17 protein-coding genes are annotated in these 14974 nt (G+C 31.3%); all 17 read right to left on the reverse strand.

The window, feature by feature from the left end:
* Positions 1 to 174 (reverse strand): hypothetical protein, encoded by a 174-nt coding sequence (locus CDLVIII_RS31625; protein ID WP_009172103.1) that lies wholly within the window; start codon positions 172 to 174, stop codon positions 1 to 3.
* A gap of 20 nt (positions 175 to 194) precedes the next feature.
* Positions 195 to 692: a hypothetical protein gene (locus CDLVIII_RS24125; protein WP_009172104.1), complete on the reverse strand. Its 498-nt coding sequence runs from the start codon at positions 690 to 692 to the stop codon at positions 195 to 197.
* A 120-nt stretch (positions 693 to 812) separates the two neighbouring features.
* Positions 813 to 1547: a FliA/WhiG family RNA polymerase sigma factor gene (locus tag CDLVIII_RS24130; RefSeq protein ID WP_009172105.1), complete on the reverse strand. Its 735-nt coding sequence runs from the start codon at positions 1545 to 1547 to the stop codon at positions 813 to 815.
* A gap of 78 nt (positions 1548 to 1625) precedes the next feature.
* Entirely contained in the window at positions 1626 to 2267 is a 642-nt protein-coding gene (locus CDLVIII_RS24135) for a PilZ domain-containing protein (protein ID WP_009172106.1), read from the reverse strand.
* A 12-nt stretch (positions 2268 to 2279) separates the two neighbouring features.
* Positions 2280 to 3140, reverse strand: coding sequence for a MinD/ParA family protein (locus tag CDLVIII_RS24140; protein WP_009172107.1), 861 nt, complete (start codon positions 3138 to 3140; stop codon positions 2280 to 2282).
* Positions 3134 to 4489, reverse strand: coding sequence for a flagellar biosynthesis protein FlhF (gene flhF, locus CDLVIII_RS24145; RefSeq protein WP_009172108.1), 1356 nt, complete (start codon positions 4487 to 4489; stop codon positions 3134 to 3136). Before flhF ends, CDLVIII_RS24140 begins: the two co-directional genes overlap by 7 nt.
* Entirely contained in the window at positions 4490 to 6556 is a 2067-nt protein-coding gene (gene flhA / locus CDLVIII_RS24150; protein WP_009172109.1) for a flagellar biosynthesis protein FlhA, read from the reverse strand.
* 18 nt (positions 6557 to 6574) lie between these two features.
* A complete protein-coding gene (locus CDLVIII_RS24155) occupies positions 6575 to 8416 on the reverse strand; it encodes a fused FliR family export protein/FlhB family type III secretion system protein (protein WP_009172110.1) in 1842 nt (613 codons plus the stop codon).
* A gap of 14 nt (positions 8417 to 8430) precedes the next feature.
* Positions 8431 to 8700: a flagellar biosynthesis protein FliQ gene (gene fliQ / locus CDLVIII_RS24160; protein WP_009172111.1), complete on the reverse strand. Its 270-nt coding sequence runs from the start codon at positions 8698 to 8700 to the stop codon at positions 8431 to 8433.
* Positions 8701 to 8711: 11 nt separating this feature from the next.
* The gene (gene fliP, locus CDLVIII_RS24165; protein WP_009172112.1) at positions 8712 to 9491 is read right to left on the reverse strand and encodes a flagellar type III secretion system pore protein FliP; all 780 of its coding nucleotides are present in this window, start codon (positions 9489 to 9491) and stop codon (positions 8712 to 8714) included.
* The gene (locus CDLVIII_RS24170) at positions 9481 to 9879 is read right to left on the reverse strand and encodes a flagellar biosynthetic protein FliO (protein ID WP_009172113.1); all 399 of its coding nucleotides are present in this window, start codon (positions 9877 to 9879) and stop codon (positions 9481 to 9483) included. The genes fliP and CDLVIII_RS24170 overlap by 11 nt, the downstream gene beginning before the upstream one ends.
* A 10-nt stretch (positions 9880 to 9889) precedes the next feature.
* Positions 9890 to 10369, reverse strand: a complete 480-nt coding sequence (locus tag CDLVIII_RS24175; protein WP_009172114.1) for a flagellar basal body-associated FliL family protein — start codon at positions 10367 to 10369, stop codon at positions 9890 to 9892.
* Between the two features lie 66 nt (positions 10370 to 10435).
* Complete coding sequence (locus CDLVIII_RS24180; RefSeq protein WP_009172115.1) at positions 10436 to 10627, reverse strand: flagellar FlbD family protein; 192 nt, start codon at positions 10625 to 10627, stop codon at positions 10436 to 10438.
* Positions 10628 to 10865: 238 nt separating this feature from the next.
* Positions 10866 to 11933: a flagellar hook-basal body complex protein gene (locus CDLVIII_RS24185; protein ID WP_009172116.1), complete on the reverse strand. Its 1068-nt coding sequence runs from the start codon at positions 11931 to 11933 to the stop codon at positions 10866 to 10868.
* Between the two features lie 219 nt (positions 11934 to 12152).
* Positions 12153 to 12548, reverse strand: a complete 396-nt coding sequence (locus CDLVIII_RS24190; protein ID WP_009172117.1) for a TIGR02530 family flagellar biosynthesis protein — start codon at positions 12546 to 12548, stop codon at positions 12153 to 12155.
* A 29-nt stretch (positions 12549 to 12577) separates the two neighbouring features.
* On the reverse strand, positions 12578 to 13459 hold the full coding sequence (locus CDLVIII_RS24195) for a flagellar hook capping FlgD N-terminal domain-containing protein (RefSeq protein ID WP_009172118.1): 882 nt from the start codon (positions 13457 to 13459) through the stop codon (positions 12578 to 12580).
* An 11-nt stretch (positions 13460 to 13470) separates the two neighbouring features.
* Positions 13471 to 14871 carry a flagellar hook-length control protein FliK gene (locus CDLVIII_RS24200; protein ID WP_009172119.1) on the reverse strand — a complete coding sequence of 467 codons (1401 nt, stop codon included), beginning with the start codon at positions 14869 to 14871 and terminating at the stop codon, positions 13471 to 13473.
* Positions 14872 to 14974 lie beyond the last annotated feature (103 nt).

Here is a 14974-nt window from a genome sequence, read left to right on the forward strand (position 1 = left end):
TTAATCCTCTCCTTTTATAATTGATTTACTCTCATTTTCGTAAATCATACCTAATCCCCTAGCTTTTTCTTCTATTTGGCTATCTGAAAGGTTTGCTGTATACTTATACCAAAACATACATCCGACTCCAATTATCAATCCTATACCGATTCCAAATAAAATTTTTTTATCCATGAGAAATATAATATTACTTTTTATTTTTTGTACAAACCTTTTACTAATAATACTTCCCCCTTGCTCACAGATAATTTATAACATATTTCTTCTACAGTTAATCCTTCCTTTAAAAGACCTTTAATTCTTTGAGTCTTATCACTATCATCTTTATCTAAATAATCATTTTCAGACATTACTTCATTTTCTGCTTTAGAATTAACACTTAAATCTTCATCTATGCTATTTTTTACTTCTGCTTTATTTTCGTATGATCTATTATAATTCTTAAGTTCATAAAAACTATTTTTTATATCAACAATTTCTTCTTGCAACTCAGTTAAACTCTCTGCTATATCTCTTCTTAATATTCCAAGTTCCATTTTATAGTCATTAAATTCTTCCTTATTATCTCGTAATACACTTTGAAATGATGTATTTAAACTGCTATCTTCTTTTTTAGTCCGTTCGTCTTTTTTAATAGCGCGATAATTATAAATTACTAAAACAAAACCTATAATTAATAATATTACTGGCATAAAACACCTCTTTGTCAGTCATGAGTTATAATTCATAACTTATAACTATTTAACCTCTTATTTTCATTTTATAGAAAATATTTGTCATTCATAAGTTAAACTATTATATACAATTAATATTTAGTCCATATAATGCAGCTTTTTCATACATTCCCTAAGGCTGATAATAGCCCTGCTATGTAACTGGCATACCCTTGATTCAGACACACTTAACACAACGCCTATCTCCTTTAATGTCAGCCCTTCATAGTAATATAAATTCAATATGATTCTATCTTTCTCTTTAAGCAAATCTATTGCTTTCGTTAAAATTTCTAATTGTTCTTTTTCTTGCAAATATGTATCAGGGCTTGGACTATTTTTATCCTCTATTATTCCAATAAGATTTACATCTTCATCATCTGAAAAAATCACATTTTCCAGAGATACCATTGAAATATAGTTTATGTAATTTTCAATTTCCGCAACGTCATTAAGAGAAATCTTCAAATGTGCTGCTATTTCAATATTAGTAGGTTCTCTTAATAACTCTAACTGCAGGGTGTCAATAGCTTTATTATATCTATTTAACTTGTCCATGGCCCCTTTTGATATGGGCCTGTTTTTTCTCAGTTCATCTATCATTGCACCCTTAATTCTTATTGATGCATATGATGAAAATTTCATTCCTTTAGTATTATCAAACTTATTTAAAGCATCCATAAGTCCTATCATTCCATAGCTGACTAAATCCTCATATTCCATATACTTATTTTTTCCAAACATAACCCTTGAAGCAATATATTTTACTAATGGAATATATTCCTGGATTATCTGCTCTTTTCCATCGAACTCTTTCATGGCCACCGCTTCCATATTCTATTCCCTCCCCATATACTTCCCTCATCTATAATTATGGCCTATACCTTAAGCCTTATTTCCATTTATAAAGACTTAAGCATTTGCTCTTTGTCTTCTCACTATTTCAAAAAGACCTTGAATAATTTTTTCACTTTGTGCATTTGTTATATCTAAAAATCTTAGACCGCATAATTTTTGTTTATCCATTGTATTCTCAATTCTTACAATATCGCACTTTACTTCAAATTGAATTGAATTTAATTTGAAATTAACTAAAATCAAATCCGTCCCATCAATTTTTCCATTTCCCTTTAATTTTAATCCACCAGCACTTAGATCTACCATAAGACCCTTTTCATAAGGAATATTATCAAACTCTTCTTCTTTAGCATTAGTAATTATTTTGTATTCTACTTCATCAACAAGACTAACTCTAAAGAAATTTCTTCTTTGTATTTTAGTTATATTAAAGGGTTTGGATATTTCATAATATATTATATTTCCTTCCCTGCCTCTAGATATTATTTTAGAATAAAAATTAAAACATCCATTCTCATCTAAGTACGAATTCATTTCAATCTCTTCTTTTGGATTAAGCATTAAATACTCTCCATTATTCACCGGTAAATTTATTCTCAAAAAATCTTCCTGCACATCTATTATTAAAGCCCTGTATATTTTATCTCCCATCACCACTTCTAGTTTATCATTTACTTCTAAGTTAAAATTATTCACTTTTAACTCCTCCTACGAAAATATGTTGAATAATCTTCTAAATAACCCTTTTGCTCCATCCATAGTACTTACATCTTGTCCAATGAGTCTCATAGCTATATTTTCAATATCCTTAGCTGCATCACAATTCGGATACAATACAACAAAAGGCTTTTGTTGTCTTACGCTTTGCACTAACTTTTTATCTTCTAATATGCTTCCCAAATACTCAATATTTATCTTTAAAAATCTGCTCACTGCTCTGTCAAACTTTTTAAAGGTTTCTTCGCCTTCTTCCTTAGTAAAAGCCTTATTTACAACAATTTTTGCTTTATCTTTTAGCTTATAATGATCTGTAGCTTTAATTAAACTATAGCCATCTGTTAATGATGTAGGTTCTGGAGTAGTTACTATAATCAATTCCTCAGAGGCTGCTACGAAAGATAAAACATCCCTATTGACTCCAGCACCTGTATCCATAAAAATATAGTCATACTCATCTAATGCCTCAAGTTTTTCTAAGAACATTTTTCTCTGATCTTCTTCTAAATCTTGTGCTTTAGTCAAAGCCGATCCAGCCGGAATTAAATGAACTCCATTAGTTCCTTCTATAATTATATCTTTAATTTCCAAGCCAGTAAATAGTATATCGAATATATTATGTTTTGGATATAATCCCATTAGTACGTCATCGTTTCCCATCCCTAGATCTGCATCAAAAATCAATACTTTTTTCCCTTTATTTTGAAGAGTTATAGCTAAATTCACAACGAAATTACTTTTACCAACTCCACCTTTTCCTGATGTTACTGTAATAATTTTAGTAGAAACTTGTTTGTTTTCTTCTTGCTCATTGTTAATCAATTTTCTTAATGATTCTGCCTGATCTAGCATAGAATTTCCTCCCCTAGGATGAAACTTGCAATTTCTTCTTTTTCTGGCACCATTATATCATCAGGTACATTTTGTCCTGTAGTTATAAAACTAATCGGTTTATTCGCAATCTTTACTATATTATATAATGATCCATATACAGTGGTTTCATCAAGTTTCGTTATTATAATATTATCATATTCAAGTTCTGAATAACCCTTCAATATACCTTTTATATCACTATTTTTAGTTGTTGCACTTATTACCATATTTACATGATCAGGATTTGCTTTTTGAACAAAAGCCCTGAGTTCTGAAATTTGCATTGCATTCTTGCTGCTTCTTCCTGTTGTGTCTATTAATACAACATCACAATCTTTCATATGCTCAATTGCATCTTCCATTTCCTTCATAGTAATTACTACTTTAAAAGGAATATTCATTATTTCAGCATAGGTTTTTAACTGTTCTATAGCTCCGATTCTATATGTATCTACTGTTATTAACCCGACTCTTTTCTTTTCAATAAGCGAAAGCCTTCCTGCAAGCTTTGCTATAGTTGTAGTCTTCCCAACCCCTGTAGGTCCAACTAATACAACACGTCCATTTAAGTTTTTCCTAGATATTAGAATATCTCTTTCAAAAATATCCCTTAGGGCTTCTGTTTCATCAATACCTTCTTCAGAACTTTCCTCTAATATATTGACAATAGCGTCTTGAAATTCTTCATCGATATCTAACTTATGTAATCTATCCTTTGAAAAACTTATAGAGCTTTCTTCATAAGAAGGAGAACTCTTTATTACTTTATTTAATAAATTCTTTAATTCACTTACCTCTTTGTGTATAGCTTCTATATTAGCTTCCTCATTTTTTATGTCTTCTTTAGTATTTTTTATAGCAGTCTTTTCTTCAATGGTATCATCTAATTTATTAATATAATTTCCTACTCGTCCATTTGCTTGATACTCTTCTCTGCCATTTTGAATACTTTCTTTTTCCACATTAGAATTATGCTCTAATATTTTATCAGCTAAGCCTTCAGCTGGTTTTATGCTTTCTTTAACTTCAACTGGCTTTGGTGCAACTAATACTTCATCCTGCATTAGTCTCTTTATACTTTCTAAAGAGTTTTGAAATTCTTCATCATTATTATTATAACTTTTCTCTTGTTTGGCATTGCCTTTATTTTCATTTGAAGAATTTTCAACTGCTGCTGTAACTTCAATTACCTTCTTAGAAAACATGCCTTTAATTCCTGGTCTCCTGACTTTTCTCTGACTTATTATAATAGCATCTTTTCCCAATTCATATCGTATCCGAGTCAGACCTTCATTCATATTTTTTACAAGATATTTTTTTATAATCATCTATATTCTTACGACTCCTTCACTATTAATTTGAACATCATTTGGCACTTCATTTAATGAAATCACCATTATATGAGGAAATACCATTTCAATTAATTTTCTAAACACAGGTCTTATATTTGGAGAAACCAATATAATTGGTTGATTATTATAAAAATATACTGACTCTACAGTATCTTTAATACTTGTAAGTATTTTCGTTGTCGTATCTGGATCTACAGTTGGGAAAGATCCCTGCACTGACTTTTGGGTATTATTTGCTATAATTTCTTCTAAGTTCGGATCTAAAGTTACAACAGAAATTGCTCTATTTTCATCAACTACCTGGTTGCAAATAGTTCTGGCTAGTGAGAATCTAACATACTCAGTTAAAACTTCTAAATCTCTAGTATTTTTCGCATTATCTGCTAACGACTCCATTATGGTAACAATATCTTTAATAGGAACTTTCTCTCTAAGTAAATTTTGTAATACTTTTTGAAGCTCTCCAATTGTCAACAAGTCTGGTATGAGTTCTTCAACAACTGCACTGTATTTTTCTTTTGCATTGTCAACAATAAGTTTAACTTCCTGCCTTCCGAGCAATTCATAAGAATGACTCTTTATGGTTTCTGTCAAGTGAGTAACCATAACAGTTGTTGGGTCAACTACAGTTAAACCTTTAATTTCTGCTTCTTCTCTTTGATCCTTATTAATCCAAACTGCTGGAAGTCCAAATGTCGGTTCAATTGTTTTTATTCCAGGTATATCCGAGTTCTCTCCAGTTGGGTCCATGCATAATAACATACTTGGCATTAATTCTGAAGAAGCAATAAGTGTTCCTCTAATTTTTATTATGTACTCATTTGTTTTGAGTTGAAGATTATCCCTAATTCTTATAGGCTGTACTATAATTCCCATTTCTATAGCACACTGCCTTCTAACAGACGCAATTCTTTGAAGTAAATCTCCGCCTGTTGCTTCATCTGCAAGTGGTATAAGACCATAACCTATCTCAACTTCCATTGGCTCAACAGAGACTAAATTCATAACATTTTCTGGCTCCTTACGTTCTGCCTGAATAATTTCCTCTTCTTCAGATACATAACTTGCTGCTTCCTTGACAGCTGCATCTTTATACAGCAAATAAGTTAATGTCCCCATTGCTAAAGATGCTGCGAAGAAAGGAATTTTAGGCATACTAGGTATGATTCCCAAAAATAACATTATAGCACTTGCAATTCCTGTTGCAATTGGAAATGCTGTCAATTGTTTAGACAATGTATCTCCAAGGTTTTCTGTACTATTCGAACGTGTAACCAAAATACCAGAAGCCGTTGATATAAGAAGCGCTGGTACCTGGCTTACAAGACCATCTCCTACAGTTAAGATTGTATATGTCTGAGCTGCATCGGCTGCACTCATGTTTTTTTGAAGCACACCTATTATAATGCCGCCTATTATATTTATAACTGTAATTATAATCCCTGCTATAGCATCACCCTTTACAAATTTAGACGCACCATCCATAGCCCCAAAAAAATCAGCTTCAGCTTGTAGATCTTTTCTTTTTTGCTTTGCGCCAGCCTCATCTATTAATCCAGAATTTAAATCCGCATCAATGCTCATTTGTTTACCTGGCATTGCATCAAGTGTAAATCTTGCCGATACTTCTGATACTCTTCCAGCACCATTAGTAATAACCATAAATTGAATTACAACTATAATTAAAAATATTACTATACCAACAACATAGTTTCCTCTTATTACAAAGTTACCAAAAGCATGAATTATTGTTCCTGCATCAGCTTCTGTAAGTATTAATCTTGTTGAAGATATGTTAAGTGCTAGTCTAAACAATGTTGTAACCAACAATAACGTAGGAAAAACTGAAAGCTGCAACACGCTGGTTGTAAACATTGTAATTAAAATTATAACTATAGATACTGTTATATTTAATGCTAAAAGTATATCAATCATTTGTTTAGGTAATGGTATTATTATCATTAAAACTATAGCAATTACAGCAAATGATATTACTACGTCTAAATTATCTTTTACATTTAGCCTTTTATTACCGAACTCCAAAACTTAAACCTCCCATTTTTACTTTTTCTTAAGCTTCATTACAACTACTAAAATTTCAGCAACTGCCTGATATAAATCTTTAGGTATATCATCATCTATTTCTACTCTGTCATACATTAATCTTGCAAGTGCTTTATTCTCAATAACCGGAACCTCATTTTCTTTTGCAATGCTTTTTATTCTAAGAGCAACATAATCAGCACCTTTAGCTACTACCTTTGGAACTTCCATATTCCCGCCCTCTTCATACTTTAAAGCAATTGCTAAATGAGTAGGGTTTGTTATTACAACAGTAGCATCTGCAACAGATGACATCATTCTTCTCATTCCGATTTCCCTTTGCTTTTGCTTAATCTTTCCTTTAAGCTGAGGGTCTCCTTCTGATTGTTTATATTCATCTTTAACTTCCTGTTTTGTCATTTTCATATCTTCACTATGCATTCTGAATTGTAAAAAATAATCTATAGCTGCAATAATAACAAGTACTATACATATTTGCTTAAAAATACCCACTACTAAGTTTTTCACTTCATCACTTAATGAAGGTAAATATATATTTGAAATTCCTAATATGTTTTGATAGTTCTTTGTAATATAGTTACATGCTATTACTGTTACTATTATTATTACAACCATATTTTTAGATAAATCCACTATGCTTCTTTTTGAAAATATATTCTTAAATCCTGATATAGGGTTTAGCTTTCCTAAAGAAGGTTTTAATGGCTCTGCCGTTATTATGAATCCTGTTTGCAGTAAGCTTGCTACAATTCCTCCAACCATTATGGATAATGAAAAAGGCAGCAAATAACTCGCTATCTTTATTATTACAGTAATCACTATATTATTTAATGTATCCATCTGAAATCCTTCCAGCATAGGAAATTTTAAAAAATACATTATTACGTCTTTAAATCCGTTAGTTAACATTCCCCATAAGCTAGATATTAACATTGTGCACACAACCATTGTTATTGCAACTGACACATCCTTACTTCTAGCTATCTGACCTTTTTTTCTGGATTCGCTTTTCTTTTTTGGAGTTGCTTCTTCCGTTTTATCATCATTTGCAAAGATTAATACTAGCGGAGCTGCTGGTATCAAATTAACTATATCTCTAAAAATACTAGGCAGATTATATATAGCTGTTCCTACCATTTTCATCATAAGCGGTAGTAATATAATAAATGTAATCAAACCTAACATGTTTTTTATAGGCATACCAAAAATCATAATTGGAATAGTTGGTACTGTCCTTGAAATCAATCCTAAACACACATCAGTTAATACTATTATTAATACTATTGGGATTGCTATCTCTATCCCTAGTGCAAAAAAATTGAATATAGTCTGCATCACCTGCATTAACGTTTCTTGATAAACAATGGTTTTACCAATAGGTATTATCTTTGTACTTTCAACAAGCATATTTATAATGACATGATGGCCATCTACTATAAAAAAAAATGCTAATGAAATAAAATATGTAAAATTCCCAAGCAAAGTTGATGTAGTATTACTTTGCGGATCTAATACAGATACCATTGAAAATCCTGCATGAATATCCATCCATGCTCCAGCTAATCTTACTGCTTGAAAAACCAAATTAGTTATATATCCTAATATAACTCCAGTCAGTACCTCACTAACAGCATAAAATGCTAGAATATATCCGCTATCTATAGCATTTACACTAGAATAATCTACTCCAGATATGATTCCATATGCCAATATAAGCGAAAATGTACCTTGCATGATTTGAGGTGTTCCACTTGGGAAAAATACTCCTACAGTTATAAAATATGAAGTTATCCGTAAAAATACTAAAAATAAAGCAAGAAAGTAGGCCGTATCCACCATAGTAGTTTACCTCCTTATGTAACAATCTTTGAAATTAAATCAAAAATTCTAGTTGTAAAAGACATGATTGTTTGAAGCATCCAGCTGCCTAAAAGTATTCCGACAACTGCTGCTGCTACTAACTTAGGAACAAAACTTAGTGTTTGCTCTTGTATCTGAGTCGTTGCCTGAATAATACTTATAACTAAGCCTAATACAAGAACTACTATTAAAATAGGTGCAGATACTTTTGCTGCCGTTATTATAGTTTCTTTAACAACCGCGTTAAGCATTGCTTGTGTCATAATATTTCACCTCACATAAAACTCTGTATCAAGGACTTCGTTAATAGCATCCATCCATCTACCATAACAAATAAAATTAGTTTAAATGGTAATGATACCATGGTAGGAGGTAACATAAACATACCCATTGACATTAATACACTTGATATTACCATATCAATAACCAAAAATGGCAAGTATATTAAAAATCCAATTAAAAATGCAGTTTTTAATTCGCTTATTGAAAAAGCAGGAATTAAGCTGGTAAATGGTATATTTTCTCTTGTCACATTATCCTCATCAGCCCCACTTACATCAAGGAATAATTTCAAATCCTCTTGTCTTGTCTGCTTTAACATAAACTCCTTTAATGGTTTTGAAGCTTCCGTATAAGCCTCCTCCTGAGTTATCTTATTATCTAAATACGGTTGAATTGCATTAGTATTCACTTCATTATAGACAGGATGCATTATAAATAAAGTTAAAAATATAGCTAGTCCTGTCAAAATTTGATTTGGAATAGCTTGCTGAACTCCCATCGCACTCTTAAGAAATGAAAATACTACTACTATTCTGGTAAATGATGTCATCATTATTACTATTGAAGGTAACAATGATATGATTGTGAAAAATATTAATATCTTAATGCTCGATGCATAATCCTGAGGCGTGCTGTTCCCATTCCCTAGAGAAATATTTAACTGGGGTAAATCAGTATTACTTGGAGCAGCATAGGCATTTATGGTGCAGAACATCATAATGCCAAGGGCCATCATAAGAGTCAACGCAACTCGTCTTTTATTATTCTTCATGTTTCTCTTCCTTCGATCTTATATTCTTTATTATGCCAGAAAAGTTTTTCTTCGATTTTGATACTAACTCTCTATAATATTTGGTCATTTCTTCTGCTGCCCTTTTTTTATCTTTTATAATATCACTAATCTCTTCCTCTGATAGTTCTGATAACTTTTCCATATGTCCTGCAGTACTAGTCATTACATATCCCTTTTTCCCTATCTGCACTATTATAATTGCATTTTCTTTTGTTACTTGAACTCTCTCAATTACCTTAATATATTTATTATTGTTCATGGTGTTAATTTTTGTTCCCATTACCCTGATACAAAGAAACATCAATCCGAAAGTAATTCCTAAGGCTAAAATAAGCTGTCCAATAATCTTTATAAATTCAAAATTCATCTTCTTTTACCTACTGAACTATCATGCTCTTAAATCTTACATCAGTAATTTTGCCCTTTGTTAAATCCTTATTAATTGCTTCCATAAGCTGTTTCTTTATTTCATCCTTATTGGCTGCATTATTTATATAATCAGCCTTTTTACTTTTAAAATAAAATATAATATCATCCCTTACGACTACTTGATCTGCTGTTAATTCTTCACCTAATTTAGTCTTACTCTTATCATATCCTATGGATAATTCACCTTTAAAATATCTCTTTCCACCTTCATCCGCTAAGTTTACTGTAAATTCACTTAAATCCATATATGTGTTTTCTACTACAACTTCTTGCGCATCTACAGTTTTGCTTGTTTTCATAAACAGATACACACCACCAAAGGCTGCTCCTCCTATTACTAATAATCCTAAAATGAATAGAATCACCATAATCCCCTTATTACTTTTCTCTGAATCTTCGCCTTTTTCTTTTTTTCTTCCAAAAGCCATTATTATCACTCCTCACTATTCGCAACAAATAAAAAGTACTTTTCCCCATTTTTTGTTCATTGTACTTTATAATTTTAATGTAAAAATCTTATTTTTATATTCTATAACAGCATTTTTGACTTCTTGTATACTTTCCAATACTATATACTTCTTCCCATTAGTTAATGTAATTATTGTTTCTGGTACTGACTCAAGTTTTTCAATATGATCAGCATTCAATACAAAATGTTCATGATTCATTCCGGTTACGTCTATCATAAATTCTCACCCCTTTAAATAATATCTGTACAGTTCACAATACACAATTTATTTTATTATAATTTCCATTTTCTTTATAGTATAATGCTTTTCCAACAATGGTAATCCCTTCAATTGTGCATTGTGCATTGTGCATAGCAAAACTTATCCCTAGTAAATTTTGCAGATTGTAATTTATGGCAAGCTGAAGTTTCCCTCAACTTGCTCTATAATTACATTTATTTTTCTAGTCCATACTTTATCTTATTAACCCCGTAATAGTTTGAAGAATTTCATCTCCTGTGCTTATCATCTTTGATGCAGCTTGGAAACTTCTTGTTGCTGTAATCATATCTGTAAATTGTTCTGTTAAATCTACATTTGACGCTTCAAGAGTTCCTTGAACAAAATCTCCAAATCCCCCTGAATTATCCTCTGTAGTACTTGAAGTACTTGTAGCATCAAGTTTACCAGTTTTATAAATTGCAGATCCTGAATTTGAAGATACTAAACTCATGTTACCGCCAACATCTTTTAAAGCTTCTGGATTCTTAAAATCTGCCATAGCTATTTGTCCTATTGCTGATCTTTTACCATTTCCCAAAATTGCTGTAATTACACCATCTTTACCTATTTCAAATGAAGCTATCTTTTCCGTACTGCCATTATATTCTATACTATCTGGTATAGCTAAAGGATGTAATGATGTATCAGTTGCATGTAAATTAGCTGCATCTGAGTCTACATATGATACTACTGGTTCACCTGTACTATAATCCACGCTTACAGTTGCACTAGCAGGATTAGTTCCTGTGGATGTCCCTGTTAAGTAATAGCCCATTACCCTATGTCCATCGGCTGTTACTAAATTTCCTTGTTCATCTAAAGTAAGATTCCCGTCTCTAGTATACAAAGTTTCTGACATTTCCTTAGTAGTTGTCCCTCCACCGCCGGCACCGCCACCAGTACTTGTACCATCTGTAGTATCTATTGTCCCATCTACTGGTCCTTTAGCAACAACTAAATATCCTTCTCCATCAACGCATACATCTAAAGCTCTTCCTGTTGATAACGCATTACCTTGACTCATTAACTTATTAATACTTGAAAGTTTAGCTCCAAGACCTACCTGCTTAGAATTTGTACCTCCAAGTACACTTGTAGGCGCTGTTGCAACTCCAGCATTTTGATAAAGCATGTCAGTAAATCTAGCTTGTGACCCTTTAAATGCTGTAGTTCCAACATTGGCAATATTGTTACCTATTACATCTAATTTAGTTTGATTAACCTTCATTCCGCTTATTCCAGAATACATACATCTTAACATAAACGTTCCTCCCATTTATACATATTAATTATACATTTATTTAACTTGCTTCTGTCATTCCGCAAGCTGAGGCTTCCGATTACCAATCAACATTTAACAATTACTAATTTACAATAATGAATAAAAATTATACATTTTCATCTTCAAAAAATTCTAAAAAAATTTTATCCTTAACTGTAAATTATAAACTGTAAACTGCAAACTGCTTTAAGGTCCAGCCTATAAAATCACTACGCTATCTACATTTGTAAATATGTTATCTTTTGCTCTATCTTTCTCTACAGCTGTTATTAAAGTTTTATTTTCTACACTTGCAATTAACGCTATATCCTTATATAACATAACTGTATTTTTTGAATTTTTATCCTTTGCTATTTCAAAACCCTTTTGTATTTCTTTCATATCTTCTTCTGTAAAATTTATATTATTTAATCGCATAGCTGCATGTTTAGATACAGTAAATCCTTCATCTTTATTTTTAAGATCTTCAAGGACACTTTTAAAGCTTGTTTCATCTTTACTATTAGTTGTCTTAGCTACATTATTTAATGAACTTGTAATTGGTTTAATATTTCCTACTGAATATGCTCGACCATTAATAATCCTATAACTCATTCTCAGCCTATTCTTTACTAACGCTTTGCTTAACTATTAGTACTGCTTGCAATAGTATTTACAGATTTATCATTGGAAGAACTACTTTGGTTAACAGAATTAGCATTTGAATCATCAGCTGAACTGCTAGATTCTGCCGCCTTACCATCAGAACCGTCTTTAGAATCACTCGAATCTGAACTACTATTCTTTCCTAAGTCAACATTCATATCATCATCTGATAAATTACCTGCTCTTACTATATCGCCATAATCGTAGGTCTTAGTTTCTCCAGTTGGCTTTCCACCATCATCTAATGTAGCAACTTTTATTTTTACTGTGGCTCCAGAAACTGTATCTATATAAGCTCCAGTTACTTTTCCCTTTACAGTAACAGTCTTTCCATCGTCATCCAATATTGCAACAACAACATTTTCATTTCCTTGCGCTAAGGCCGAAGCAGCTAGGAAATCTGAATTTAGTGCAGATCTGCTATTAGCTACTGTATTACTGTCTGTAGCATCTACAACACCTATTATATTAGATACATCAAGTTCCACTGATTTTCCGCCAACAATCATATCTGCATAAGTTCCACTAGCTTTCTTAATTATTCCTGTTACATATCCTTGAAGATTTTTCCCGGAATCATCTGTCGAATTTATTGTTACCGTCTTTCCAATCATTTGCTGATATGCATAGTCAGACATGGTACCATTTAAATTCTGCATTTGCTCTAATGATGCGAATTGAGCCATTTGAGCTACATATGCACTCGAATCTTGATTTTGGGTCGGATCTAAATTACTTAATTGAGCAGCCAAGATCTTTAAGAAAGAATTTTTATCAAAATCAGTATTTGATTTTACAATTTTCGTTCCCCTGTCAGTTGTGTATTGACCTGAAACTGAATTATTTGTTGATACAGCCATATAAATACCTCCTATGCAAAAAAGTCTAAATTATTGTCATTTTCAGCATTATCTGCTGTTGATATTTCATCAATTGTTGCATCTTCTTCATTCATACCATTAGTTCTATTATTGTTTTTACTTTGCTCTTCAGAAAGTTGTCTTCCAAACCCTTGATCTGTAAAGAATGTAGTATCTTCTTGATATAAATTGATATTTACATCAGCCATTTTTATATTTTGTTCGCTTAACTGCTTTTTAATATCAGCTATATTTTGTGAAAGTAAAGCAGTTGTTTCCTTTGAATTGGCTTTTAGTTCAGCTTTCATCAAACCATCTTCCTGAACTAATTTAATTGTTATTTCTCCTAAATTACCTGGATTTACTTTTACAGTTAATTCTTTAAGTGAATTTGAACTCATGAATTTAACATCCCGTATTAAATCATCTACAAAAGTCGCCTTATTAACCGAAAGTCCTCTTACATTTTCAACTCCTTGATTTTGAACTATAGAATTTCTTGATGCGAACAAATTTATTTTGTTTAAAGAATCATCTTTTTTATCATCAAGTAGTGAATTTAAAAATTTATCTTCTTTTGAAGCTGCCTTATTATCTTTCGTAGCTTCTCCACTTGTATTTTTACTTGAATCCTCATTGCTATTTTGTGAATGATTTTTATTTAGCATCTCTTCAAGAGTTAAAATCTTCTTAGTTTGCCCTTGCTTGTCATTCAGCATATTTGATATTTCCGACATTAAATTTTTCAAATTACTTTTAGTTTCTTTTGTCTCATTCGAATTATTACCAGATAAACTAGAACTTAAATTCCCCAAAAGCTTTTGTATTGATTTTAATGAATCAGTATCTAAATTATCCTTTACAGAATCTTCTTTTAAGAGTTCCATTATTTTACTCATAATGTCATCTAAGTTACTATTGGATTTCGTAAGTTTATCAATAGTATTTGTAAGATTTTTTAGAGCATCTGAATTAACTTTTCCATTTAACTTTAAATCATCTTGCTTAATACCTAGCTTTGAAAGTAAATCTAACAATTCTGTTAATGCATCTTTTATCTTATCCTTAGAATCTGAGTCAGATTTACTATCCTCTTCTAATTCTTTAAGCTTTTTCTTTAATTCATCAAGCTCATCATTATTGGTAACTTCATTTGACTCTCTACCTTTATTCACATCATCAGTTCTACTCATTCTATCTACATTTTCATTATCATCTTCTCTTCTAGAATTAGTCTTTGAACTTAATATTTCTTTAAAGTCATCAGGTCTATTGCTTGCTTTTGCATTATAACCCCAATTAGAGTCATAAGTGGCTTTAGTGGAGAAGCCACTTGATGTATAACTTGTTGAAAACATATCAAGACTACTAGTTCCCGAATAATTATTTGACGCATTTGTACTTATACCCATTATTCTCACCCCCTTTCAAGTTCAATTAATAACTTATATTAGAATTTCTTAACTGAATTTCAAAAAGTAAAATACCCTATTTTACTAAATATGAGTTCATTAA

The organism is Clostridium sp. DL-VIII, assembly GCF_000230835.1.
Taxonomy (GTDB): domain Bacteria; phylum Bacillota; class Clostridia; order Clostridiales; family Clostridiaceae; genus Clostridium.

Excerpts from the sequence above, each read along its gene's own strand:
- CDLVIII_RS31625 (WP_009172103.1), bottom strand. The coding sequence starts at position 174 with ATGGATAAAAAAATTTTATTTGGAATCGGTATAGGATTGATAATTGGA.
- CDLVIII_RS24125 (WP_009172104.1), bottom strand. The coding sequence starts at position 692 with ATGCCAGTAATATTATTAATTATAGGTTTTGTTTTAGTAATTTATAAT.
- CDLVIII_RS24130 (WP_009172105.1), bottom strand. The coding sequence starts at position 1,547 with ATGGAAGCGGTGGCCATGAAAGAGTTCGATGGAAAAGAGCAGATAATC.
- CDLVIII_RS24140 (WP_009172107.1), bottom strand. The coding sequence starts at position 3,140 with ATGCTAGATCAGGCAGAATCATTAAGAAAATTGATTAACAATGAGCAA.
- flhF (WP_009172108.1), bottom strand. The coding sequence starts at position 4,489 with ATGATTATAAAAAAATATCTTGTAAAAAATATGAATGAAGGTCTGACT.
- CDLVIII_RS24155 (WP_009172110.1), bottom strand. The coding sequence starts at position 8,416 with ATGGTGGATACGGCCTACTTTCTTGCTTTATTTTTAGTATTTTTACGG.
- fliQ (WP_009172111.1), bottom strand. The coding sequence starts at position 8,700 with ATGACACAAGCAATGCTTAACGCGGTTGTTAAAGAAACTATAATAACG.
- fliP (WP_009172112.1), bottom strand. The coding sequence starts at position 9,491 with ATGAAGAATAATAAAAGACGAGTTGCGTTGACTCTTATGATGGCCCTT.
- CDLVIII_RS24170 (WP_009172113.1), bottom strand. The coding sequence starts at position 9,879 with ATGAATTTTGAATTTATAAAGATTATTGGACAGCTTATTTTAGCCTTA.
- CDLVIII_RS24175 (WP_009172114.1), bottom strand. The coding sequence starts at position 10,369 with ATGGCTTTTGGAAGAAAAAAAGAAAAAGGCGAAGATTCAGAGAAAAGT.
- CDLVIII_RS24180 (WP_009172115.1), bottom strand. The coding sequence starts at position 10,627 with ATGATAGACGTAACCGGAATGAATCATGAACATTTTGTATTGAATGCT.
- CDLVIII_RS24185 (WP_009172116.1), bottom strand. The coding sequence starts at position 11,933 with ATGTTAAGATGTATGTATTCTGGAATAAGCGGAATGAAGGTTAATCAA.
- CDLVIII_RS24190 (WP_009172117.1), bottom strand. The coding sequence starts at position 12,548 with ATGAGTTATAGGATTATTAATGGTCGAGCATATTCAGTAGGAAATATT.
- CDLVIII_RS24195 (WP_009172118.1), bottom strand. The coding sequence starts at position 13,459 with ATGGCTGTATCAACAAATAATTCAGTTTCAGGTCAATACACAACTGAC.
- CDLVIII_RS24200 (WP_009172119.1), bottom strand. The coding sequence starts at position 14,871 with ATGGGTATAAGTACAAATGCGTCAAATAATTATTCGGGAACTAGTAGT.